Consider the following 24,544-nt stretch of genomic DNA (forward strand, 5'->3'; position numbering starts at 1 on the left):
ACTCGAAATCCATAGAGTATCAACTCTTAAAGATCGTCAACGTAGCCAAGACTACGCAGTGCACGCTCGTCATCGGCCCAGCCCGATTTCACTTTCACCCACAGCTCAAGGTGAACCGGGGCTTCGAACATCTCCTGCATGTCTTTACGGGCTTCGATTCCAATGGTTTTAATTTTGGCCCCTTTGTTGCCAATCACCATCTTCTTCTGCCCTTCGCGTTCAACGAGGATCAACCCGTTGATATCGTAACCACCACGTTCATTGGTAATAAAACGCTCAATTTCAACGGTGACGGAATACGGCAATTCAGCGCCCAGAAAACGCATCAGTTTTTCACGAATGATCTCGGACGCCATAAAACGCTGAGAGCGGTCGGTAATATAATCTTCCGGGAAATGGTGAACCGCTTCCGGCAGATGCTTGCGCACAATGCTGGCAATAGTATCAACGTTAAAGCCGGTCTCAGCAGAGATTGGGACGATATCGAGGAAGTTCATCTGGCTACCCAGGAACTGCAGATGCGGCAGCAAATCGGCCTTTTCCTGCACGTTATCGACTTTGTTGATAGCCAGGATAACCGGCGCTTTCCCTTCACGCAGTTTATTGAGCACCATTTCGTCGTCCGGCGTCCAGCGGGTGCCTTCCACGACGAAAATGACCAGTTCTACATCACCAATCGAGCTGCTCGCCGCTTTGTTCATCAGGCGGTTAATCGCGCGCTTCTCTTCCATATGCAAGCCGGGAGTGTCCACGTAGATGGCCTGGTAAGCCCCTTCGGTGTGAATACCCACGATGCGGTGACGGGTGGTCTGCGCTTTGCGCGAGGTAATGGAAATCTTCTGCCCGAGCAGATTATTCAACAGCGTGGATTTACCCACGTTAGGGCGGCCAACGATGGCGATAAACCCACAATATGTTTTTTCAGTTTCAGTGCTCATTCCAGCTCCAGTTTTTTCAGCGCCTGTTCGGCTGCGGCCTGTTCTGCCTTACGGCGGCTTGAACCTGTGCCTACTACCGGTTCTTTCAGGCCACTGACCTGGCAGTGGATAGTGAATTCCTGATCGTGTGCTTCACCACGCACCTGCACCACCAGATAAGACGGCAGAGGGAGGTGGCGACCCTGCAAAAATTCCTGCAAACGGGTTTTTGGATCTTTTTGTTTATCACCCGGACTGATTTCGTCCAGACGTGTTTGATACCAGTTCAGGATCAGTTTCTCGACAGTCTGAATATCGCTGTCGAGGAATACCCCACCGATCAACGCTTCTACGGTATCGGCCAGAATTGATTCACGACGAAAACCACCGCTTTTCAGTTCACCAGGCCCTAAGCGCAGACATTCACCCAGTTCAAACTCACGGGCGATTTCCGCCAGTGTGTTTCCGCGAACCAGCGTTGCGCGCATACGACTCATATCACCTTCGTCCACACGCGGGAAACGGTGATATAGCGCATTGGCAATCACAAAACTTAAAATGGAGTCGCCTAAAAATTCGAGACGCTCGTTATGCTTGCTGCTGGCACTGCGATGCGTTAATGCCTGCTGCAACAGCTCCTGATGATGAAAAGTGTAGCCCAGCTTCCGCTGAAGCCGATTTATTACGATGGGGTTCATGCGATACCAATAGATGAATGCGTCAACAATGCAGCACACGAAACCGACCTGAAAGTACATATCATCGATTGGCAGCCTCTTTTAATCGATGGCGCGCATGATGAAGTGTAAGAACCAACGCGGTTTCGTGTGCTGTGGCGCCCTGAGGAGCCAGCCTGAAACTTCGGGGGAACATTCTATACGCAACGACATGGGATGTCGTTAGTCTGAACGGATTTATCGCGGAAATAATTCGGGGTGCGGATATTCTGTCCGCACCCCGTTGAATTAATGAATGCCACCAATGCGACTTAAGCGCACGCCGGTTGGCCATTCACCTTCTTGTTTTTCAAAACTCATCCAGATCGCGGTAGCTCTGCCCACCAGATTGGCTTCTGGTACAAAGCCCCAATAACGGCTGTCAGCGCTGTTATCGCGGTTATCGCCCATCATGAAGTAATGACCCGGCGGAACAATCCACGTCGCCAGCGGCTGGCCCTGCTGTTTGTAATACATGCCCAGTTGATCCTGCGCGACCGGCACGGTCAGAATACGGTGGGTGACATCCCCCAGCGTCTCTTTGCGCTCACCCAGACGAATACCATCATCACGGTTCTCGCCTTTCGGCAACTGGAAGAAACCACTGCTGGCTTCCCCGCCCGTGCGGCGCCCGAAGGTCTGCACGAAATCACTCGGCTCAACATTACTGTAGGTGATTGGCAGCGCGTTATCACAGGCCTGGCCGGAGCTGCATTTTGGCTGAACGGTAACCTCTTTGGCGACCGGATCGTAACTCACTTTATCGCCCGGCAAGCCGACAACACGTTTGATGTAATCAAGACGCGGATCGTCCGGATATTTAAATACCGCGATGTCACCACGTTTCGGATGACCGGTTTCGATCAGGGTTTTCTGGTAAATCGGATCTTTAATGCCATAGGCGAACTTCTCAACCAGAATAAAATCACCAATCAGCAAGGTTGGCATCATCGAACCTGACGGGATCTGGAAGGGTTCATAAATAAATGAACGCACGACCAGAACAATCGCCAGCACCGGGAAAACCGATGCGCCAGTTTCCAGCCAGCCCGGTTTCGGGCCGACTTTTTTCAGCGTTTTGTTATCGAGGGCATCACCTGTTGCCAGTTGGGCAACAGCCTGACGCTCACGGCGTTTGGGTGCAAAAATAAACTTATCCAGGCACCATAGAAATCCCGTCGCCAGGGTCGCAACGACCAGGATCAGGGCAAACATGTTCGCCATGCCAACTCCTTAAGGGTTATTTGCCGTCTTTACCGACATGCAGAATGGCGAGGAACGCTTCCTGCGGCAGTTCGACGTTACCGACCTGCTTCATGCGTTTCTTACCTTCTTTCTGTTTCTGCAGCAGCTTTTTCTTACGGCTAACGTCACCGCCATAGCATTTTGCCAGAACGTTTTTACGCAGTTGTTTTACCGTCGAACGGGCAATGATGTGGTTACCAATGGCCGCCTGAATGGCAATATCAAACTGTTGACGCGGGATGAGATCTTTCATCTTCTCAACCAGCTCGCGCCCGCGGTATGGTGCGTTGTCGTTGTGGGTGATCAGCGCCAGCGCATCAACACGCTCACCGTTGATCAGCACGTCCACACGTACCATGTTGGAAGCCTGGAAGCGTTTGAAGTTGTAATCCAGTGACGCGTAGCCACGGGAGGTTGACTTCAGACGGTCGAAGAAGTCGAGCACCACTTCCGCCATCGGGATTTCATAGGTCAGCGCCACCTGGTTACCGTGGTAAACCATGTTGGTCTGCACGCCACGTTTCTCGATACAGAGCGTAATTACGTTGCCCAGGAACTCCTGTGGCAGCAGCATATGACACTCGGCAATTGGCTCACGCAGCTCATAAATATTGTTCAGCGGTGGCAGCTTGGACGGACTGTCGACGTAGATAACCTCTTTCGAGGTGGTCTCAACTTCGTAGACTACCGTTGGTGCGGTGGTGATCAGATCCAGATCGTATTCACGCTCCAGACGCTCCTGAATGATCTCCATATGCAGCAGACCAAGGAAGCCGCAGCGGAAACCAAAGCCCAGCGCGGTAGAACTTTCCGGTTCGTAGAACAGTGATGCATCGTTCAGGCTCAGCTTGCCGAGCGCATCACGGAAGTTCTCGTAATCGTCGGAGCTTACCGGGAACAGACCGGCATAAACCTGCGGCTTCACCTTTTTAAAGCCTGGCAGCGCTTTGTCAGCCGCATTTCGCGCCAGCGTCAGGGTATCGCCCACCGGCGCGCCCATAATGTCTTTAATGGCGCAAACCAGCCAGCCTACTTCGCCGCAATTCAGTTCAGTACGGTCAACCTGTTTCGGTGTGAAGATGCCCAGACGGTCAGCGTTATAGACCTGGCCGGTACTCATCACTTTGACTTTATCGCCTTTACGCAGCGTACCGTTTTTCACACGGATCAACGACACGACGCCCAGGTAGTTATCGAACCAGGAGTCAATAATCAGTGCCTGTAACGGTGCATCCGGATCACCTTGAGGTGCCGGAATTTCGCGCACCAGGCGTTCGAGGACATCGACAACACCCACACCGGTTTTTGCAGAGCAACGCACCGCGTCGGTGGCATCGATACCAACGATATCTTCAATTTCTTCCGCAACACGTTCCGGATCGGCTGCAGGCAGGTCGATTTTATTCAGTACCGGCACCACTTCCAGATCCATTTCCATGGCGGTATAGCAGTTTGCCAGCGTCTGCGCCTCTACCCCCTGGCCGGCATCCACCACCAGCAACGCACCTTCACAGGCGGCCAGCGAACGGGAAACTTCGTAGGAGAAGTCAACGTGACCAGGAGTATCGATAAAGTTCAGTTGATAGGTTTCGCCATCGGACGCTTTAAAGTCCAGCGTAACGCTCTGCGCCTTGATGGTAATACCGCGTTCACGTTCGAGATCCATAGAATCAAGAACCTGAGCTTCCATTTCGCGATCGGACAAGCCGCCACAAATTTGGATAATGCGGTCAGACAGCGTCGACTTACCGTGGTCGATGTGAGCAATGATCGAAAAGTTACGTATATTCTTCATATAGGGAGATTTTTTGCCTTACGAATAACTAAGAGGCCGCGGTTCGGAGCCTGACGTCAAAAGTCTGAAACGCCGCATTCTACACTACAACCACAATGCGGGGAAATGCTCATACTGGCAACAAACCAGGCAGCGCATTCCCCCCGGTAAGACAGGAAAATCACTGGCATTATTCGGCAGGTGAATTGTCGATGCGCACCAGGTCGGGAGGGAGGCCAACGCTGATAATCACCGGCTGCCATTCGGAACGATTCGCCAGTTTTGGCGAAAAACTCCGCGCCAGTAAAAAACCGCCAACCCCACCCAATATGGCGCCGCACAACGTGGCCAGATCCTGATTAAAAAGGGTCTGGAAGAGCGCCGACATCAGGAAAAGACCAACCAGCGGAGACATATACACCAGCAGCGCTGACGTCAATAAGCTGGCTTCGCCAATTCCCAGCTCCACTTTTTGCCCGGCAACCAGCGGCTGATCGCACGGTACGGACAAGGTATGGGTCATTTGCGGCCCAAGTTTGTTCAGTACGCGGCTCCCGCATCCACTTCGTGAAGCACAACTGCTACAGGAGGCTTTAACATCGCACTCCACCAGCGCTTCACCGTTTTTCCATGAGACGACGGTCGCCCACTCTTTAATCATTGTGCTGCCCTGAATTTGATGCTGTCCGCAATACGCTTGGCCGTTTGTGGGGGTAATTCACCCACAATAGTAATTTCAGCGTTATCACGGATGGTTGTACTCACGGTCCGGCGTCCGGTACGCAACATCTGATCGGCACTGTTCTGATTAGCACGATTGACGTTCACCGAGAAACTAAACAGGCCATCGGAATAAAGGCGGGATTCGACAGGCATGTCTATGGTAGGAAGCTGACGACGACTGCTGGAGACTTCACTAAAACCTTGCGGTAACCAGGAAGGCAACCAATTAAAGGCAACGCTGTCGCCCTGCGGAACGGACAGCAACGGCGGCAAGTTGGCTTTAGCAAGGGTCTGCATACTGCTGGCGATCTGTTGCCCGTTTACGGTGTAGGCAATCACGCGGAACTGTTCCAACGTTTCGCCATCTCTGTCGAGAAGATCCACGCGCATTGGCAGGCGCGTTTCCGCATCCATCCAGACAATGTAGCTATAACGCGTTCCGTCACGGGCAACAACCCGGATCACTTCGCACAAGCGATCGGCAATACGCGTACGTCCGACAGAAATAAAATCGTAATAAGGCGCAAGGCGTTTGAAATCGGTATATACCAGCGAAGGGAGCGAATCGACAATGTAGTCGCCATTCAGCGTAAAGGGCTCAAGACCCGGCTCAAAGTAGCTTATCTCATTGCCACGCTGTACCACTTCCCGGCGGGGGCCGTCCATTTGCAAAAGCTGAGCGAGAGGTTGATTGTTTACACGCGCGTGGCGGTAACGCAGAGACTCTACCCCTTGCTTGTTAATGCTGATAAAGGACAGTTCATAGCTGAGTGACTGGCTCGCCACGTTCATCTGCTGCAACAACGCCCCGGACGAGGTATCTGCCGAGGCGTTGCTTGAGAAGAACAGGCCTGCTGCCACAAAAGACATGGCACACCAAAGTTGCTTCATTACTGCGATTGGGTTCCTAACGTTTGATTTCCTGGCACTTGCACAGCAGCCTGCTGCGTTTGTGCCTGCTCAAACTTAAGCTGTTCGGAGTGCAGACGACGTTGCAGTTCGTAATCCTGCAACATGGCGTTAATACGGCGACGCTGTTCCTGCACCTGCTGTTGCTGACCGACATCCGCCGTTGCATCAGCCGGAACACCCAGACTTACCGGGCTGGCTTTGCCCATCATCGGCAGTGTATTAAACACCGGCGCTTCTGGCTGCTGGGTGGATTCAGACTGTCCATTATAGTGCTGGACACCCACAATAACTGCAAGCGATACACATGCAGCCACGCCCATTTGTGTCAATTGACTGGCCCATGGACGGACTTTTGTCCAGAATGGCATTTTCTGCCACTGGTGCGGCGCAGGCTGAGCCTCAGGGATTAATGGTGTCGTCGGTTGAACAGACTCATTTTCAATCGCGGCCATAACTTGGGCTGAGATATCGAAGTGGAGAACATCAGCCGTATCACCGCGCATTGCGTCGCGAATGAGATGGTAGCTCTCCCAGGTTTTCTGCATTTCAGGATCGCGAGACAGCTCAGAGAGCAGCTCCCTATCCAGCGTTTCACCGTCCATTAAAGCGGAAAGTTGTTCTTTCTGCATGCCTAATACCTTTTCCAGTATCCCGCTATCGTCAACGCCTGATAAGCGGTTGAACTTTATTATCAATAGCTTCCCGCGCTCGGAAGATACGTGAACGCACTGTACCTACCGGGCAATCCATGATAGCGGCTATCTCTTCATAGCTCAGACCATCCAACTCCCGTAACGTAATTGCCATGCGTAAATCTTCCGGGAGCGACTCAATAGTACGGAAAACTATTTGTCTCAGTTCTTCTGACAACATTAAGTTCTCAGGGTTCGAAATTTCTTTCAGCGCTCCGCCACTTTCGAAGTTTTCTGCTTCAATCGCGTCGACATCACTTGATGGCGGCCTGCGTCCCTGAGCAACCAGATAATTTTTTGCTGTATTCACAGCGATACGGTATAGCCAGGTATAAAAAGCACTATCTCCCCGGAACGAGTCCAGCGCGCGATAAGCCTTAATAAATGACTCTTGTACGACATCAGGCACATCGCCAGAAGGCACATAGCGGGAAACCAGACTCGCCACTTTATGCTGGTAGCGTACTACCAGTAAGTTGAACGCCTTCTGATCTCCTTTCTGGACCCTCTCAACAAGGACCTGATCCGTTAACTGCTCGCTCATCCGAGGTAAAATCTCCCCAAAACCTATTTCCACGCGTAAATGAAACGCCACTCCAAAACTGCACTATATGAGCAAGCAGCCATTTAGAGCGAAGGTTCAGTAAAAAGTTCCGTTACGCCTTTGTTTTTGTGAATCGTTCTGCAGACTTTTCATTATGACTCATTATAAGTCCACAAACTCTGTATCGGGTATGTTGATTATGAAAAGACCCGAAGACCGCCAGAGAGTAACGCAACACAGCCTTTTTTTCATCACCTAATCCATATCAGCTAACAATCTGCCAGATAACGATTTTCTTGCGGGCATCGCATTTATGCCGCCCTCGCATGTTTAGCCGTTAGTACAAATCATTAAAAAATGGTTACGCCAGGGTAGATTGCAGTGCTATGCTGCCCGAACCTTGTTTAGTAAATTAAACACACCATCATGAAAACAACCCCCGAACTTTCGTGCGATGTGCTGGTCATTGGCAGCGGTGCCGCGGGCCTGTCTGTTGCTCTGCGCCTCGCTGAACGCCACAACGTTATCGTGTTAAGCAAAGGGCCGGTGAGTGAAGGCTCAACTTTTTACGCACAGGGCGGTATTGCCGCTGTGTTTGATGAAACCGACAGCGTTGAGTCTCATGTCGAAGATACGCTGATTGCCGGGGCTGGTATTGTTGAACGTCAGGCAGCAGAGTTTGTTGCCAGTAACGCCCGTCAGTGTGTGCAATGGCTGATCGATCAGGGCGTCGCGTTCGATATGCAGGTGGATGCACAAGGAAGCGAAAGCTATCACCTGACCCGCGAAGGCGGCCACAGCCACCGCCGCATTCTGCATGCCGCCGATGCCACCGGAAAAGAGGTTGAAAACACCCTGGTCAGCAAGGCGCTGAATCACCCAAACATTCATATCATTGAACGCAGCAACGCGGTGGATTTGATTGTTTCCGATAAAATCGGCCTGCCCGGCACGCGTCGCGTCGTAGGCGCATGGATCTGGAACCGTAATAAAGAGATTGTGGAAACCTGCCATGCAAAAGCCGTCGTGCTGGCGACGGGCGGCGCATCAAAAGTGTACCAGTACACCACCAACCCGGATATCTCATCCGGCGACGGTATCGCCATGGCCTGGCGTGCCGGATGTCGCGTGGCAAACCTGGAGTTCAATCAGTTTCACCCGACGGCCCTGTTCCACCCACAGGCGCGCAATTTCCTGCTCACCGAAGCTCTGCGCGGTGAAGGGGCGCATCTTAAACGTCCGGACGGCACCCGTTTCATGCCCGATTTTGACCCTCGCGGCGAACTGGCACCGCGCGATGTTGTCGCGCGCGCCATTGATCACGAGATGAAACGTCTGGGGGTTGATTGTATGTATCTCGACATCAGCCATAAGCCTGAGGATTTTGTCCGCCAGCATTTCCCGATGATTTATGAAAAACTGCTGGGGCTGGGGATCGATTTAACCAAAGATCAGGTACCTATCGTGCCTGCCGCGCATTATACCTGCGGCGGCGTCATGGTGGACGAACATGGTCGGGCCGATGTCGATGGCTTGTATGCGATTGGCGAAGTGAGCTATACGGGCCTGCATGGCGCCAACCGCATGGCGTCTAACTCGCTACTCGAATGTCTGGTTTACGGCTGGTCGGCGGCAGAAGATATTGATCGTCGGATCGGCATGACCCGCCCAGCCCCCACGCTTCCCGCCTGGGATGAAAGCCGCGTCGACGATGCCGATGAACGTGTGATTCTCCAGCATAACTGGCATGAGCTGCGCTTGTTTATGTGGGATTACGTTGGCATTGTGCGTACCACCAAACGTCTGGAGCGCGCCTTACGACGTATTACTTTGCTCCAGCAGGAAATTGACGAGTACTACGCCAATTTCCGCGTGTCGAACAATTTGCTGGAACTACGTAACCTGGTACAGGTGGCAGAGCTTATCGTGCGCTGCGCTATGGAACGTAAGGAAAGCCGCGGCTTGCACTATACGCTGGATTATCCGGATCAGTTGCCTGAATCCGGCCCAACGGTTTTGTCGCCACGCACTTACATGAATAAATAGAAAGCCTGAGTGAGCGCGGTGTAACTTTCAGAATAATGCTGATCGGCACCGCGGATCGCCAGCCAGTCGGTGAAACATTCCCCCGGCGTTGGCGAAAAGGCCATTAATATGCGATGCGGCGGGCGATTTTCATACTCCGCCACATCCGTACGTAACCGTAAGTGCCAGCCTATACCCTGCGCTTTTTGGGCAAAGGATTCACTCACGTCTACCGGGAGGATCACGCAGAAGAAACCGTCTTCGGTGATAAGCGACGCCGCACAGTCCAGCAACACTGCGTGATCCAGCGTCGTGGTATAGCGAGCTTGTTCCCGCTCCGGGGTCGCACACTGCACGCCCTGCGCAAAAAAAGGCGGGTTACTGACAATCAGATCGTAACGTGCCGTTTGCCCCGCACACCAATCGCGAATATCCGCATGATGGACATGAAAACGCGCAGCCCAGGGTGTCGCCTGCCCATTCTCCTGCGCCTGTGCGGCCGCTTGCTCATCGAGTTCTACTGCATCGATGACAACCGCATCGGTTGTTCTCTGCGCCAACATCAGCGCCACCAGCCCGCTGCCCGTGCCAATATCCAGCACCCTTTTCGCCCGCGAAACAGGCGACCACGCACCGAGTAAGATGCCGTCGGTGCCGACTTTCATGGCGCAACGATCGTGTGCAACAAAAAACGCTTTAAATGTGAAACCATCGCGGCGCAACTGCGCCTTCTGGTGGGGCATCTTTACAACCTCTATACGGAAACAGACGTAGCATAGGTGAAAGCAAAGCGCCGGAAAAGTAATAAGCTTACAAACAGATGAAGATTGCAGCCGTAACGTCTATAATCAGCGCCCCACACAGAGGTAGATCATGACTGTAACGACTTTTTCCGAACTCGAACTCGACGACAGCCTACTGGACGCGCTCCAGGAGAAAGGTTTCACACGCCCGACCGCCATCCAGGCCGCCGCCATTCCGCCTGCGCTTGAAGGGCGTGATGTACTTGGCTCAGCGCCGACCGGTACGGGTAAAACGGCGGCATATTTGCTGCCAGCGTTGCAGCACCTGCTGGACTTCCCACGTAAGAAATCGGGCCCGCCGCGCATTCTCATCCTGACGCCGACTCGTGAACTGGCGATGCAGGTTGCCGACCACGCCCGCGAGCTGGCAAAAAATACCCACCTGGATATTGCTACCATCACCGGCGGTGTGGCCTATATGAACCACGCCGAAGTGTTCAGCGAAAACCAGGATATCGTGGTCGCAACCACAGGCCGACTGCTGCAATACATTAAAGAAGAGAATTTTGACTGCCGTGCGGTCGAAACATTGATCCTCGACGAAGCGGATCGCATGCTGGATCTGGGCTTTGCGCAGGACATCGAGCATATTTCTGGCGAAACACGCTGGCGCAAACAGACCATGCTGTTTTCCGCAACGCTGGAAGGCGAAGCGATCAAAGACTTCGCCGAGCGTCTGCTGGAAGATCCGGTTGAAGTTTCTGCAACGCCGTCCACCCGCGAGCGTAAAAAGATCCACCAGTGGTACTACCGCGCGGACAACTACGAACACAAGCTGGAATTGCTCAAGCATTTGCTCAAGCAAGACGGCGTAACCCGTTCAATCGTCTTCGTGCGTAAACGCGAGCGTGTCCATGAACTGGCGGAGCAGTTGCGTGCAGCGGGTATCAACAACTGCTATCTCGAAGGCGAGATGGCACAGGCGAAACGCGTTGAAGGCATCAAACGCCTGACCGACGGTCGCGTTAATGTGCTGGTTGCCACTGATGTCGCCGCCCGTGGTATCGATATTCCTGACGTGAGCCATGTGTTTAACTTCGATATGCCGCGCAGTGGTGACACCTATCTGCACCGCATTGGCCGTACCGGTCGTGCGGGACGCAAAGGGACCGCGATTTCACTGGTCGAAACTCACGATCATCTGCTATTGCAGAAGATTGGTCGCTACGTTGAAGAACCGCTGAAAATCCGCGTGATTGATGAACTGCGCCCCATTACGCGCGCGCCGAGCGAAAAAATGACCGGCAAGCCGTCGAAGAAAGTGCTGGCTAAGCGTGCAGAGAAGAAAAAAGAGAAAGAAAAAGAGAAGCCGCGCGTTAAACAGCGCCACCGCGATACTAAAAATATTGGTAAGCGCCGTAAGCCAAGCGCCGCCGCAACAGAACAACAAAATAACGAAGAATAAAAAAACGCCGGGATAGCCCGGCGTTTTTATTTCTGCAGCCTGCGGATTACAGGCTTTCAGTAAAGGTACGAGCGATAACGTCGCGCTGCTGTTCCGGCGTCAGAGAATTGAAACGTACGGCATAGCCAGAAACACGGATGGTCAGCTGTGGGTATTTTTCCGGATGTTCTACAGCATCCAGAAGCGTTTCGCGACGCAGCACGTTTACGTTCAGATGCTGACCGCCTTCTACACGGACTTCCGGTTTCACTTCCATCGGAATTTCACGGTATTCAATGTCACCCAGTTTGCTCACGGCAACGACTTCATCTTCGGAATAACCGGCTTTTGCACAAACACAGCGCGCTTCGCCTTTTTCGCTGTCGAGCAACCAGAAAGAGTTCAACAGATCATCATTTGCCGCTTTAGTAATTTGGATACCCGTAATCATGATGTGCCTCCCTTAGGCATTATTTTTGATTTGATCGGCCTTGTGGCGGCCAATTGGTAAAACCATTGTTGCTTGAGTGTATATATACCCTCCACACACCCCCGATTCTTTGATTAAAATCAATAAAAACCACACTGCGAAAAAGGTGATAGGCGGAATTTATTGTTTTACATCAAGTTAGCAACTTTCTACCTCTTAAAATTTTTGTAAATTTTCAAATTTTTTTAAGCTTCTAACGTTCTGTTTTACGTGTCGATTTTGCGCCAGCGGAAGAAGCAGTTAAGCTACAGTCACTGAAATTGGCAGGAGAGCGGGATGACCACCTCATTAACATGGCATGATGTGCTGGCAGAAGAGAAACAACAGCCTTACTTTATCAATACCCTCAGCGCGGTAGCGACAGAACGGCAGTCCGGTGTCACCATCTATCCGCCGCAAAAAGATGTCTTCAATGCGTTCCGTTTTACTGAACTGGGCGATGTCAAAGTCGTGATCCTCGGTCAGGATCCCTATCACGGCCCCGGTCAGGCCCATGGGCTGGCATTTTCGGTGCGTCCCGGTATCGCCATCCCGCCATCATTACTGAATATGTATAAAGAGCTCGAACAGTCGGTACCCGGGTTCGTTCGTCCGACGCATGGTTATCTGGAAAGCTGGGCGCATCAGGGCGTGCTGCTTCTCAATACTGTCTTAACGGTGCGCGCCGGGCAGGCGCACTCCCATGCCAGTCTTGGCTGGGAGACCTTTACCGATAAAGTCATCAGTCTCATCAATGAACACCGTGAAGGCGTGGTGTTTTTACTTTGGGGATCGCATGCGCAGAAGAAAGGGTCAATTATCGACGGTAAACGCCACCATGTATTGAAAGCGCCCCACCCGTCACCGTTATCCGCACACAGGGGCTTCTTCGGGTGTAAGCACTTTGTTCTGGCAAATGAATGGCTGGAAAAACACGGCCAGACACCGATCGACTGGATGCCTGTGTTACCGGCGGAAAGTGAATAAATATTGCAGTTCACATCCCGCAGCAATGGCGGGATGTGTTGAACGCATTTACAGGTACTCTTCTCCCGTCGCAATTTCCCGCACGGCCCGTTCCCGGAACTGACTGGGACTTACGCCCGTATGTTTATGAAAGAAACGGGTAAAATAGGCCTCATCGTTAAATCCCAGAAAGGCAGCCAGTTGTTTGATGGTCTTTGAGGTATAAACCAGCTCGCGCTGCGCCTCCTGAATCACCCGCATATTAATCACATCCAGACTCGACATCCCCAGCGTTAAACGGCACAGACGCGAGAGATGTCCGGGTGACATTCCCATTTCACAGGAGTAATCATTCACCGTCAGCCGCTGGCGAAATTTCTGGTCAACGATGGCGAGGAATTTGTTGATCTGCGATGCCTTGCGCGACGAGTTGTCCATCTGCTGATCGGCGAAACCGGGCTCGGTAATCCGCGATAGATGAACAAACATAGAGATAAACAGCGACGCGCACATTGCTGTCTGGTTAATCATGGGCACGCGTAATTCATTCAGCATGGAGTAATAAAACGCCCAGATGGCATCCTTCTCCTCGGGGAAATATTCCAGCGAAATAATGCACGGTTTATGCACCAGCTTGAGGATATCGGGTGCCAGCACGCCAATGACCGACTCAAGCGGCCGCTGCGAAGCAGTAATGGTGAGTCCTTCGGTATCTGGCGTGTAGTGAAAACCGTGAACAGTCTGCGCGGGGACCAGAATCAGACAGGGGGCTTTGGCCAGTTGTCGCGTGCAGTTCATCAATACTTCGACCTGCCCTCGCTGGATGAATAACACCTGAATGAGCGAGTCATGTACATGCGGGCTTGCCCGCCAGTTCAGATCCTTTGATCGCAAGGAGATCATCTCGACATTGAAAAAATTCTCCCAGCTTAGCCCAGACTGCTCACCGTATAATGCATAAGTAGGAATAGTGGTTGCCATCAATGCTCCTCTACTCTTCTCAGTGCTGCTGCACGGCCTGGCTGGTCTGTCGGGAACTGCGAAAACAGCGGATTTATTCCGGAATATCTGCGTTCAGCACTCGAAGACCAGCGCAGCAAACGATTTAAAAACCGAGATCGTCAGGCGGGTAAAATGACTGCGCCCTCCTGACGTAACGACTCGATATCCTTAGCTGAGTATCCATATTCATTCAGAATTTGTTGTGAGTGATATCCCAGTCGCCGGGACGGTTTGATCTGCGATTCTCCCATGCCGTGGATCGTAACAGGCGGCGTCACCAGCACCCGTTTATTTCCCGTGGGGTACTCAACGTGACGCAGGCAGTCGGTCGCCCATGCCTGGTCATCTTCCAGAATCTCATCCGGGGTATACCCTTTCTCATGGGCAAAATCGTTTTCTTTTAAGAGCCGCATCATCTCGCTAAGCGGACGTTTGGCGACCTGCTCACTGATAATATTGATAATGTCCCGATTACGACCAAACTGGTTCACATCGGCAATACGGCAAAATTCCGGACTGTCGACCAGATCCTCACGACCAAGAAGCACCATAAACTTATTGAAGAAGCGATCGTATTCCGGAATACAAATGACCATCCATCGCCCATCACGGGTCTTATAGGTGTTGTTGAACGGGTTGGAGACTTCACAGCGCGACTTCGGATAGACGTTGCCGTACTGTGCTGAGGTCACGGCAATGCTCATCATAAACAGCGCCGTATGGTGCAGGCTAACCGTCACCTTCTCGCCCGTTCCCGAAAGCGTACGCCCGTACAGCGCAGCGCAAATACCCGACACCAGGCACATGGACGCCTGAAAATCACCAAAGCCGTTTACCGAGTTGATCGGGGTTTCGCCGCGCTCATTGGTTGACCCAAGGATCCCGCCGCGACAAACGTAAGCCGTCGCATCAAACCCGGCGGTGTCTTTTTCCGGCCCTTTTTCGCCATACCCCAGGATCTGCGCGAAAATTAAGCGTGGAAAGCGCAAGTGCAACTCTTCCCAGGAAAACCCAAGCCGTTCAAGCGCTTTTGTGCGATAGCTGGTCACAACGACATCTGCCGTCGAGAGGATGCGGTACGCAATAGCTTTCGCGCTCTCTTTTTTCAGGTTCAGGCACAGGAATCGTTTATTAGCGTTAGAGATATCAAATGCCGGGTTTTCGTCATCCTCGTAAGGCATGTTGAACACAGAAGCCTGAGTACGTCCCGGATCGCCAGACGGCGGTTCGATTTTGATCACATCCGCCCCCCAGTCACCCAGAATACGTGCCACGGTGGGTGCCGCCAGGAATGACGTTAAATCCACTACTTTAATGCCTTCTAATGGCCTCATAACTCATGCTCCTTCATTTTGGAAAAACCCTGTCGCCCCGCCAGTCCGCCCGCGCCGCGCAAATTTCCGTGCAATCCTTTCTTTTCAATGGGCTTAATCCGGGCGATAAGCATGAAGAATGCGCCCAGAATGGCGATACTCGCCCCCAGATAGAGCGCGTACTCATACTGTCCGGAAACATCAATAACCCATCCCGCCAGAACCGGCGAAAGAATACCCGCCAGCGTGCCAAATACGCCGTTCAACCCCACCAGCATGCCGGTGTTTTTCTGGGAGAAAATAATCGGAATGGAGAAATGCGCTGCCATGGTGAAACAGAGGAAAAAATTCGAGGCGGAGATGAGCGTAGCCGCGCTCCAGAGGCTGTTTGCTCGCGTCCCCAGAATCAGAAACACCCCGGCCAGCAGCAGTCCAGCAACCGGAGAGAGCTTGCGCCCGATATTTTGTCCAAAGCGCCGACAGGCGGCGTCCGTGACCAGACCACCGAGCGGATAGGCCAGAATGGCCACCAGATACGGGAGCATGGAGTAAATCGCGCTTTGTTTAAGATCGATACCGCGTCCCATCGCGAAATAGGTCGGCAGCCAGGTCATAAAGAGAAAAAACAGATAATTCGTACAGAAGTAACACAACGCGCAGGCCCAGATGGAGGGCGTTGACAGGATATCGGCTTTCGTCAGATCGCCCCCTGCCGTCTCTTTCTGAGCGGATTGTTCCGCGTTAGCAACAGCCTGCCCCGCCTGAATATACGCAAGCTCCTGACGGTTGATGCGATTATCCATTTGCGGGCGACTGTTACCCAGCCACCACCACAGCAGGCACCACACTAACCCCGGCACAGAGACGATGTAAAAAACGGATTTCCAGCCCCAGGTTTGAATAATCCAGGCCGCCAGCACCATGGCAAAGGCGATCCCCGCAGGACAACCAACCTGCAGTAACCCGGTCGCTTTACCGGATTCACTTTTAGGCACCCATCTGGCCGCCAGCGAAAAGTTCGCCGGAACCAGCAACCCCTGCCCGACGCCAACCAGAATACGCAGCAGCATCATGATGCCGAGCGTGGAACCTAGCGGTGTGAAGAAGGTAAAAACGACCCACCACAAGGTACCGGTTACCAGCACAATCCCACCGCCAAAGCGGTCAGCCAGCAGCCCTGCCGGCAACATTGTTATCGCGTAGCCAATAAAAAATGCGGTGGAGACCCAGCCAAACTGAATGGCGGTCCAGCCATATTCATGCATCAGTGCCGGCCCGCACATCGACATACTGCTACGGGCAACAAACATAACGAAATAATCAATAATCAGCAGAACAATAATGCCCCAACGTCTATTCCCAGGTGATGTACTCATAGGTCACTCTCGCGAGAAAATAAGAATGATCGCACCCACGAAATCACGCGCAGTGTGCGATCACAGTCGGGATATTACGGAATAACACCCAGTAATATCCCTTCGTTGCATGGGCTCAGGCGGGTTAGCGAATTTCACCCGCGGCGGCAATCAGCGGACGTGCAATCGTCAGGCGCTGAACGGTACGCGGACCTTCTTCAAACCACAGCGCGCGTGCATCGCGATACATTCTTTCCACCGGGCCATACGGGTTATCTTCGAAGTAACCAATCCCACCGAAGATCTCCAGGCAGCTATCCGACACAGTTCGCACCGTATCAATACCATGCAGTTTGCACATCGCCGAAACCATCTCAATGTCTTCGCCGCGATCGAATTTCTGCGCGCAATCACGCAGCATTACGCGCAGGGCATGAACCTGAGTGCCCATGTCTGCCAGAGTTTGCTGAATGGCCTGACGCGCTACCAATGGCTTACCGAACGTCACACGATCCTTCGCACGGGCAATCGCCAGTTCCAGGAAGCGCTGCGACATGCCCAGGCAGGTAACAGCAATCATCGCTCTGGAGTGCGCCAACGCATCCATGAAGATATCCAGACCATCACCCTCTTTGCCCATAATGTTGTGCGCAGGCACTTCGCAGTTTTCAAAGCGCAGATACGCATGGCCCGCGCCACGGCAGCCCATCATGTGTGGCATCGGATCGATGTAATAACCCGGCGTGTTGGTTTCGATAAAGAAAGCGGTTAATCCCCCTTTTTTGCGTTTGCTTTCATCCGTTACCGCAATAACGTAGCTACCGTCAGAAATATCCGTATGGGAGATCAGGGTCTTGGTACCATTGAGAATGTATTTATCCCCTTTTCTTACTGCAGTTGTCCGAATATCCGCCCCGGAACCACACTCTGCTTCGGTCAGTGCAAAGTTGATGTAAGCATCTTTATTGGCCAGTAACGGCAGCCATTTAGCTCGAAGGTCGGGGGCGCCATGGTCATACATGATGCGCCAGTTCAGGCCGTTAGCATGGTGCAGGTTCATACGCATACCGCCAGGGCCACGGCAGAACTCCTCCATGACGGAAAAGAATTGCTCGCAGTTCAGTCCCAGACCGCCAAACTCTTCAGGAATGGCCAGGCGAAATAAATCATTTTTGCGACATACGTCGTAATAGGAGTCCGGGAAGACATTAGTTCGCTCAACCACCAGTTGGATTTCCTCCAACTCTGTTTCCGTGACTTTTCTGACTTTTTGTTTCAGTGCTTCCAGTTGCTGTTGAGATAAAATAGCCATATACCAACCCCACTTCATATTAAATGATTAAATAACCATTGAAGAATTCAGACGATACCAATGTAAGTTGCAATAAATCCTGGGCCCCTTTTCGTCTTTCTTCACGAATTGACACCGGGATTATAAAAAGTGGCGCAAAGGCTTGATATTGACATATCCAACCAATTATTGGACAAATCGAACATACATGATGTAGCGATAGCACACAAAATAACAATAAAAACAAATAGATAAATAAAATAATAAGGCGATAAAAAATTTAAAAATTACCAATACGCATCACAAAACGGGCTTTAATGTTCGTTTTGTCCAGGATCAAGTGAGATATGTCTATATATCCTCACGACACCTGTAATTATTATTCCAGATAAAACAACATTCGAACCAGTAATTATAAAGGCTGGCGAACCGGACAGAATGATCGGCGATAAATAATGCCGGGGAGTGCTTTATTTTATAAATCCCCACCGGAGAACCTATCAAGAGGATGCGTCATGGACTTTAGCCTGACCGAAGAACAGGAATTACTATTAGCAAGTATTCGGGAGTTGATTACCCGTAATTTTCCCGAAGAGTATTTCAAAAGATGCGATGAGACACGGACTTTCCCGCGCGAGTTCTTCAATGCCTTAGCCGAAAGCGGCATTGGTTTATTGGGCATTCCCGAAGAGCTGGGCGGCGTGCCCGCCGATATGATGACCCAGGTACTGGTGCTCGAAGAAATTGCCCGCATGGGCGCCCCGGCCTACATCATGACCGAGGGGCAATGCATCCATAACATGCAGCGGTTTGGTAACGCAGAGCAACTGGCCAAAACCGCCGAGGTGGGCCTGACGGGGATCCCCGCCTACTCTCTGGCATTTACCGAACCCCAGGCCGGTTCAGACAACAATCGCATCGCCACCACCTACACCCGTAAGAACGGCAAAGTGTATCTGAATGGTCAAAAGACCTTTATCACCGGTGCAAAAGATTACCCCTACATGCTGGTGCTGGCACGCAATCCCGAGCCGGAAGATCCTAAGCGCTGTTTCACCTTATGGTGGCTGGATCCCAATTCCCCCGGCGTAAAACGCAACAACCTGCATAAAGTCGGCTGGCATATGGTCAGCAACTGCGAAGTCTTTCTGGATAACGTTGAGTTAGAAGAGAGCGACATGGTGGGCCAGGAAGGTTATGGCTTTATCCATATGATGCAAAACTTCGATATCGAACGCCTGGTCATTGCCGCCCACTCGCTGGGGGTGGCGGAATGCGCCTTCGAAGATGCTGCGCGCTACGCCAATCAGCGCATTCAGTTCGGCCAAAACATTGGCCAGTTCCAGATGATACAACTCAAGTTGACCCAAATGGCCATCAAAATTCAGAACATGAAAAACATGGTCTACCGCACCGCCTGGGAGTGCGACAACGATTTATCGATGCGTCTGTCCGCCCCGATGTGCAAGTTGTACTGCGCTCAGTCGGCCTGCGAGGTGATTGACGATGCGATGCAAATTCTGGGCGGGCTCGGCTACACCGATGACAGCCGCGTATCTCGCTTCTGGCGCGACACCCGCGTAAACCGCATTGGCGGCGGCACCGACGAGATTATGGTTTACATCTCCGCTCGCCAGATCCTGAAACAGTATGAAAAATAATAGGATATGCCATGAGATTTATTGCCTGCTACAAACTGGTTCCTGAGGAACAGGATATCGTTATCACGGCTGACAGAACCCTGGCGACAGACAAGGCCGGGGAAAAAATCAGCCCCTTTGATCTCAACGCAATTGAGGCCGCCGTTCAGCTCGCGGGGGAAAGCCATGAAGTGGTGGCCCTGAGCGTAGGGGGAAAAGCGCTCGATAACGCCAAACTGCGTAAAGACGCCCTTTCACGTGGTCCCAATGCGCTTTACCTGGTTCACGATGATCGTCTGGCCAGTTCCCTGCCCTATGACACCGCACGCGCTATTGCTGCCGCGAGCCAGAAAATCGCCTTCGACCTGCTGATCTGTGGCGAAGGTTCCGGCGATATGTACGCCCAGCAAACCGGGCTGCTGGTCGGTGCAATGTTGCAGCTCCCGGCGGTGAACGGCGTCAGCAAAATTGAACTCAAAGAGGGCTTCGTCACCGTTGAGCGCACGCTGGAAAATGAAATAGAAGTGCTGGATGTGCCACTCCCGGCGGTACTGTGCGTCTCATCGGATATCAACCTGCCACGCATCCCCTCGATGAAAGCCATCCTTGGCGCCGGGAAGAAAAGCGTCACCCAATGGAGCGCGGGTGACATTGACTGGGCACCGGATTCAGCGCGGACTGAATTAGCTGGCGTCTACGCGCCGCAACAGACGGAACGCAAACACATCATCATTGAAGGCGACGGGCAGGAAGAGGTCTCTCGCCTGCGTGATTATCTGACCAACGCGTTGAGCTAAGGGCAGTGGAGAAGCACATCATGGGCAAAATCAATAATGTTTGGGTATTCAGCGACAGTGCCGATCGCTATGCAGATCTGCTCGCTGGCGCACGGCAACTGGGTGAACACGTTAACGCAGTGATATGGGATGAGCGTGACGTCACTGAGGTTAAACAGGCAGACACGGTCTATTTGCTGTGTGGCAAAACCGATAAGCAGCGCGTCGAAAACTATGCGGAAACATTCGCCTCGCTTGTCAGAAAAGAAGACGGCAAAACGCTGATTCTGCTAGCCGCGACACGCCGTGGCAAAGGCCTGGCGGCAAAACTCAGCGTGCTGCTGCAATCCGCGCTGGTGAATGACGTGACCCTGCTGGAACGCAACGGCGACGACCTGTACGCCGAACATCGCATGTATGGCGGGCTGGCATTTGGGCGGGAAAAAGTGAATACCCCTGTCGCCGTCATCACGCTGGCGAGCGGTGTTTATGAGCCGTTGGCCGAAGTAAACGCCGCTACTCCCCCACTCACTCAGGTGGATTACATCCCACCCGCCAATGAAATGCTCTGTCGTGAACGGCGGTCAAAAACGGCCAGTAACGTCGACCTTGGCAAAGCGCGCCGTGTCATCGGTATTGGCCGTGGCCTACTGGCGAAAGAGGACCTGCAAATGGTCTGGGGTCTGGCCTCTGCGCTGGATGCCGAAGTGGGCTGTTCGCGTCCGATTGCCGAAGGCGAACATTGGATGGATCGCGAACGTTACGTTGGCGTTTCCGGCGTGCTGCTGAAATCCGATATCTATCTCGCCCTGGGCATTTCCGGGCAGATCCAGCATATGGTCGGTGGCAATGGCGCCAAAACGATTATCGCCGTTAATAAAGATAAAAACGCGCCGATTTTCCAGTACGCCGATTATGGTCTGGTGGGCGATATCTATAAGGTCGTCCCCCTGTTAACGGAATTATTAAAACGATAAGACGCAAGCCGCCAGTCTTTCTGGCGGCAATGGAGTAAAAGTATGTCGGACGAAAAATTTGACGCGATTATCGTGGGGGCCGGAGTGGCGGGATGCACCGCCGCGTATGTGATGGCGAAAGCCGGGCTGGACGTACTGGTCATTGAGCGGGGGGATACTGCAGGCAGTAAAAATATGACGGGCGGGCGGCTCTATGCCCACAGTCTGGAAAAGATCATCCCCGGTTTTGCGCAAAGCGCCCCCATTGAGCGAAAAATCACCAAAGAGAAGATCTCTTTTCTGACCAATGACAGCGCCGTCACGCTGGATTATCAGGCGCCGTCTCGCGATGCGAACCCGGAAAAAACGTCCTGGACGGTGCTGCGTCATGGATTCGATAGCTGGCTGATGGAACAAGCCGAGGCGGTTGGCGCACAGTTCATCACAGGCGTGCGGGTGGATGCGTTAATCCACCAGCAGGGGCGGGTAACCGGAGTTCAGGCCGGTGAGGATGTCCTTGGGGCAAACGTGGTGGTGCTGGCCGACGGGGTAAATTCGCTGTTAGGTCGTTCAATTGGACTGGTACAAAAATCGAACCCTCATCATTACGCCGTAGGGGTTAAAGAGCTCATTTCACTGCCAGCCCAAACCATTCAAGACCGCTTTGGCGTAACGGGTGACGAAGGCGCGGCCTGGCTGTTTGCCGGTTCCCCGTCGGATGGCTTAATGGGCGGAGGGTTTCTCTATACCAACCGTGAATCCATTTCACTGGGTCTGGTGTACGGCCTGGGGGGCATTGAAAAAGCGCAAAAATCGGTTCCGCAGATGCTGGAGGAATTTAAACAGCACCCGGCGGTGCGCCCCCTTATCGAAGGGGGAACGCTGCTTGAGTATTCCGCTCATCTGGTACCAGAAGGCGGAATCGAGATGCTGCCAAAACTGGCTGGCGATGGTGTGCTGGTCGTAGGCGATGCCGCAGGGATGTGTCTGAACCTCGGCTTTACCGTGCGAGGTATGGATCTGGCGATTGAGGCCGCGAATATCGCAGCGCAAACCATCATTGCCGCAAAAGAGAGTAATGATTTCAGCTATGCCCGGCTTGAAAAATACACGCAGGCGCTGGAGAAAAGCTGCGTCTTGCAGGATATGCGGCACTATCGCAAGTTGCCTGGCCTGATGGAAAACCCGCGCCTCTTTACGCAATACCCACAGATGGCGGCCAATATCATGTCCGAACTTTTCACTGTGGATGGCACCAAACCGACGCCCTTCTGGAAGACGATATTGAAACAGGGAAAACGCGTCGGGTTAATGAATTTATTAAAAGACGGCATCGCTGGAGGGCGCGCATTATGAGCACGGTAAATGTCGATGTGAAACTGGGCGTCAACAAATTCAGAGTGGATGAAACTAACCCACACATCATTCTTGTGGCCGCCCCTGACAAAGCGCAATTTCGTAAATTGCTCACTGCCTGCCCTGCCGGGCTATATCGCGAGGATGAGGCAGGAAATATCCATTTTGATTATGCCGGCTGTCTGGAATGTGGCACATGTCGTGTGTTGTGCGAAGGGACAATATTAGAGAAATGGGAATATCCGCAGGGGAACTTCGGCGTTGAATTTCGTTTTGGCTGATCCCCTCTTTCGCTCGCGTCACCCTTTGTGGTGAACGTCACTCTCCCGTGCGGGGAGGATTTATGTCAACTCAGGAAAAAATTGATATCAGTACCGTTCTGGATAAGCACCCGATTAGCCGACGCCAGTGGCTGATAGTTTTTTTAGGGTTCTTTGTATTAGGTATTGATGGCTTTGATGTTACCGCAATAGGTTTTATTGCTCCGGCCTTGATCGATGACTGGCAGATATCCCGCCATATGTTAGGTCCGGTGATGATGAGCGGCTTATTTGGTCTGGCTGCCGGTTCACTTATTTCCGGGCCGCTGGCTGACCGCTACGGGCGTAAAAAACTCATCATTGGCTCTGTCATATTTTTTGGTGCAAGCAGCCTGCTTTCTGCGTGGTCGTGGAATTTATCCAGCCTGACCTTTTTTCGCTTTATTACCGGCCTGGGGCTGGGGGCTGCGATGCCCAATATCACCACGCTGGTGGCAGAGTATGCCCCCTGGCGTTATCGCTCGCGCCTGGCAACCGTAATCCACTGCGGTTTTAATACCGGTGCGGCATTGGGCGGTCTGCTGAGCCAGCAATTACTCGGTACCTTTGGCTGGCGTTCCGTCTTAATTACCGGCGGGGTATTACCGTTAATATTCGCGCTGATCCTGATACGTTACCTGCCGGAATCGATGCAATATCTGGTTCAAGACCCCGCGAATAAACAGCGTCTGACGCACTTGCTGAATAAATTCGTCCCCGGCATTGCCGACGAAAAGACCCATTTTTATACCTCTGAGCCGCAAAAAGCACATGCCAGTACTGCCAGATCGCTTCTGCATCCGCCATACACCTTTGGCACCCTCGCGCTGTGGCTAACACTGTTTGCCGGTTTGTTCTGTGTCTATCTGTTATCAAGCTGGCTGCCGCTGATGGTCAGGGACACCGGGATGACGCTGTCACAGGCCGTCATCATGGGGTCGGTATTTCAGATTGGCGGCATGATGGGCAATTTCTGCATCGGCATTGAAATGGACCGCTGGGGCAGGCATTGCGCCATCATTCTGACCCTGCTGGGGGGCGCCTGCAGCGCACTGATTCTGGGGATGCATATCCCGTCACTGCCGGTGCTATGTGTTCTGGTTCTGATACTCGGGTTTACCGTCAATGGTATCAGCCCCGGTTGTTATGCGCTGGCCGCCCATTTTTACCCAACGTCCATTCGGGCCACCGGAGTGAGCTGGGCGACGGGAATTGGCCGTCTGGGTGCCATAACCAGCGCAGGCGCGGGTTCAGCCATGCTGGCGGCGGGCTGGACATTCAGTGAAGTCTTTATGTTTCTGCCGCTTCCTCTGGTGGCAGGCGCGCTGGCGCTGTATTGCAAAAAGCGACGAAGAGCTATCGCCAAAACTCATTAGGCCAGGTTAT

24 protein-coding genes are annotated in these 24,544 nt (G+C 52.7%); 10 read left to right on the forward strand and 14 right to left on the reverse strand.

Features of this window, described 5'->3' with window-relative positions; all coding sequences use genetic code 11:
- Positions 1–26: 26 nt before the first annotated feature.
- Complete coding sequence (gene era / locus IP582_RS19045) at positions 27–938, reverse strand: GTPase Era (RefSeq protein WP_039079628.1); 912 nt, start codon at positions 936–938, stop codon at positions 27–29.
- Complete coding sequence (gene rnc / locus IP582_RS19050) at positions 935–1,615, reverse strand: ribonuclease III (RefSeq protein ID WP_039079783.1); 681 nt, start codon at positions 1,613–1,615, stop codon at positions 935–937. The genes era and rnc overlap by 4 nt, the downstream gene beginning before the upstream one ends.
- On the opposite strand from rnc, the gene IP582_RS19055 reads away from it, so the two are divergent.
- Entirely contained in the window at positions 1,559–1,726 is a 168-nt protein-coding gene (locus IP582_RS19055; protein ID WP_162303307.1) for a hypothetical protein, read from the forward strand. The two genes, rnc and IP582_RS19055, sit on opposite strands and share 57 nt — an antisense overlap.
- A 156-nt stretch (positions 1,727–1,882) precedes the next feature.
- Here IP582_RS19055 and lepB read toward each other — a convergent pair whose 3' ends face one another.
- The 6 genes from lepB to rpoE all read right to left on the reverse strand — a co-directional run bounded on the left by lepB (position 1,883) and on the right by rpoE (position 7,523).
- A complete protein-coding gene (lepB, locus tag IP582_RS19060; RefSeq protein ID WP_039079627.1) occupies positions 1,883–2,857 on the reverse strand; it encodes a signal peptidase I in 975 nt (324 codons plus the stop codon).
- A 16-nt stretch (positions 2,858–2,873) separates the two neighbouring features.
- Complete coding sequence (gene lepA / locus IP582_RS19065; protein ID WP_039079626.1) at positions 2,874–4,673, reverse strand: translation elongation factor 4; 1,800 nt, start codon at positions 4,671–4,673, stop codon at positions 2,874–2,876.
- Between the two features lie 169 nt (positions 4,674–4,842).
- Complete coding sequence (gene rseC / locus IP582_RS19070; RefSeq protein ID WP_071193439.1) at positions 4,843–5,313, reverse strand: SoxR-reducing system protein RseC; 471 nt, start codon at positions 5,311–5,313, stop codon at positions 4,843–4,845.
- Entirely contained in the window at positions 5,310–6,266 is a 957-nt protein-coding gene (gene rseB, locus IP582_RS19075; RefSeq protein ID WP_193794121.1) for a sigma-E factor regulatory protein RseB, read from the reverse strand. The genes rseC and rseB overlap by 4 nt, the downstream gene beginning before the upstream one ends.
- The gene (gene rseA / locus IP582_RS19080) at positions 6,266–6,916 is read right to left on the reverse strand and encodes an anti-sigma-E factor RseA (protein WP_039079564.1); all 651 of its coding nucleotides are present in this window, start codon (positions 6,914–6,916) and stop codon (positions 6,266–6,268) included. The genes rseB and rseA overlap by 1 nt, the downstream gene beginning before the upstream one ends.
- A gap of 31 nt (positions 6,917–6,947) precedes the next feature.
- Positions 6,948–7,523: an RNA polymerase sigma factor RpoE gene (gene rpoE, locus IP582_RS19085; RefSeq protein ID WP_000003307.1), complete on the reverse strand. Its 576-nt coding sequence runs from the start codon at positions 7,521–7,523 to the stop codon at positions 6,948–6,950.
- Between the two features lie 426 nt (positions 7,524–7,949).
- Between rpoE and nadB the strand changes: the two genes are divergently transcribed.
- Positions 7,950–9,569: an L-aspartate oxidase gene (gene nadB, locus IP582_RS19090; RefSeq protein ID WP_039079563.1), complete on the forward strand. Its 1,620-nt coding sequence runs from the start codon at positions 7,950–7,952 to the stop codon at positions 9,567–9,569.
- On the opposite strand, the gene IP582_RS19095 is transcribed toward nadB, so the two are convergent.
- A complete protein-coding gene (locus IP582_RS19095; RefSeq protein WP_193794122.1) occupies positions 9,554–10,291 on the reverse strand; it encodes a tRNA1(Val) (adenine(37)-N6)-methyltransferase in 738 nt (245 codons plus the stop codon). The two genes, nadB and IP582_RS19095, sit on opposite strands and share 16 nt — an antisense overlap.
- Positions 10,292–10,421: 130 nt before the next feature.
- On the opposite strand from IP582_RS19095, the gene srmB reads away from it, so the two are divergent.
- Positions 10,422–11,756, forward strand: coding sequence for an ATP-dependent RNA helicase SrmB (gene srmB / locus IP582_RS19100; RefSeq protein ID WP_193794123.1), 1,335 nt, complete (start codon positions 10,422–10,424; stop codon positions 11,754–11,756).
- A 46-nt stretch (positions 11,757–11,802) separates the two neighbouring features.
- Here the strand turns inward: srmB and grcA are convergent, their stop codons facing one another.
- Positions 11,803–12,186, reverse strand: a complete 384-nt coding sequence (gene grcA, locus IP582_RS19105; protein WP_039079560.1) for an autonomous glycyl radical cofactor GrcA — start codon at positions 12,184–12,186, stop codon at positions 11,803–11,805.
- Positions 12,187–12,501: 315 nt separating this feature from the next.
- On the opposite strand from grcA, the gene ung reads away from it, so the two are divergent.
- Positions 12,502–13,191 (forward strand): uracil-DNA glycosylase, encoded by a 690-nt coding sequence (gene ung / locus IP582_RS19110; RefSeq protein WP_193794124.1) that lies wholly within the window; start codon positions 12,502–12,504, stop codon positions 13,189–13,191.
- Between the two features lie 48 nt (positions 13,192–13,239).
- Here the strand turns inward: ung and IP582_RS19115 are convergent, their stop codons facing one another.
- From IP582_RS19115 to IP582_RS19130, 4 genes are all read right to left on the reverse strand, one after another.
- On the reverse strand, positions 13,240–14,151 hold the full coding sequence (locus IP582_RS19115; RefSeq protein WP_193794125.1) for a helix-turn-helix domain-containing protein: 912 nt from the start codon (positions 14,149–14,151) through the stop codon (positions 13,240–13,242).
- 140 nt (positions 14,152–14,291) lie between these two features.
- A complete protein-coding gene (locus IP582_RS19120) occupies positions 14,292–15,506 on the reverse strand; it encodes a CaiB/BaiF CoA-transferase family protein (RefSeq protein ID WP_193794126.1) in 1,215 nt (404 codons plus the stop codon).
- Entirely contained in the window at positions 15,503–16,861 is a 1,359-nt protein-coding gene (locus IP582_RS19125) for an MFS transporter (protein ID WP_193794127.1), read from the reverse strand. The genes IP582_RS19120 and IP582_RS19125 overlap by 4 nt, the downstream gene beginning before the upstream one ends.
- Positions 16,862–16,985: 124 nt before the next feature.
- Positions 16,986–18,152: an acyl-CoA dehydrogenase family protein gene (locus IP582_RS19130; RefSeq protein ID WP_039079556.1), complete on the reverse strand. Its 1,167-nt coding sequence runs from the start codon at positions 18,150–18,152 to the stop codon at positions 16,986–16,988.
- 494 nt (positions 18,153–18,646) lie between these two features.
- Between IP582_RS19130 and IP582_RS19135 the strand changes: the two genes are divergently transcribed.
- From IP582_RS19135 to IP582_RS19160, 6 genes are all read left to right on the forward strand, one after another.
- Positions 18,647–19,792 carry an acyl-CoA dehydrogenase gene (locus IP582_RS19135; protein WP_039079555.1) on the forward strand — a complete coding sequence of 382 codons (1,146 nt, stop codon included), beginning with the start codon at positions 18,647–18,649 and terminating at the stop codon, positions 19,790–19,792.
- 11 nt (positions 19,793–19,803) lie between these two features.
- Complete coding sequence (locus IP582_RS19140) at positions 19,804–20,568, forward strand: electron transfer flavoprotein (RefSeq protein ID WP_193794128.1); 765 nt, start codon at positions 19,804–19,806, stop codon at positions 20,566–20,568.
- Positions 20,569–20,588: 20 nt separating this feature from the next.
- Complete coding sequence (locus IP582_RS19145; RefSeq protein WP_193794129.1) at positions 20,589–21,524, forward strand: FAD-binding protein; 936 nt, start codon at positions 20,589–20,591, stop codon at positions 21,522–21,524.
- A gap of 42 nt (positions 21,525–21,566) precedes the next feature.
- Positions 21,567–22,859: an FAD-dependent oxidoreductase gene (locus IP582_RS19150; protein ID WP_193794130.1), complete on the forward strand. Its 1,293-nt coding sequence runs from the start codon at positions 21,567–21,569 to the stop codon at positions 22,857–22,859.
- Entirely contained in the window at positions 22,856–23,140 is a 285-nt protein-coding gene (locus IP582_RS19155; RefSeq protein WP_193794131.1) for a ferredoxin family protein, read from the forward strand. The genes IP582_RS19150 and IP582_RS19155 overlap by 4 nt, the downstream gene beginning before the upstream one ends.
- 62 nt (positions 23,141–23,202) lie before the next feature.
- Positions 23,203–24,534: an aromatic acid/H+ symport family MFS transporter gene (locus IP582_RS19160; RefSeq protein ID WP_193794132.1), complete on the forward strand. Its 1,332-nt coding sequence runs from the start codon at positions 23,203–23,205 to the stop codon at positions 24,532–24,534.
- The last annotated feature ends 10 nt before the right edge of the window (positions 24,535–24,544 follow it).

The organism is Citrobacter sp. BDA59-3 (assembly GCF_015167655.1).
GTDB classification, from domain to species: Bacteria; Pseudomonadota; Gammaproteobacteria; order Enterobacterales; family Enterobacteriaceae; genus Phytobacter; species Phytobacter diazotrophicus.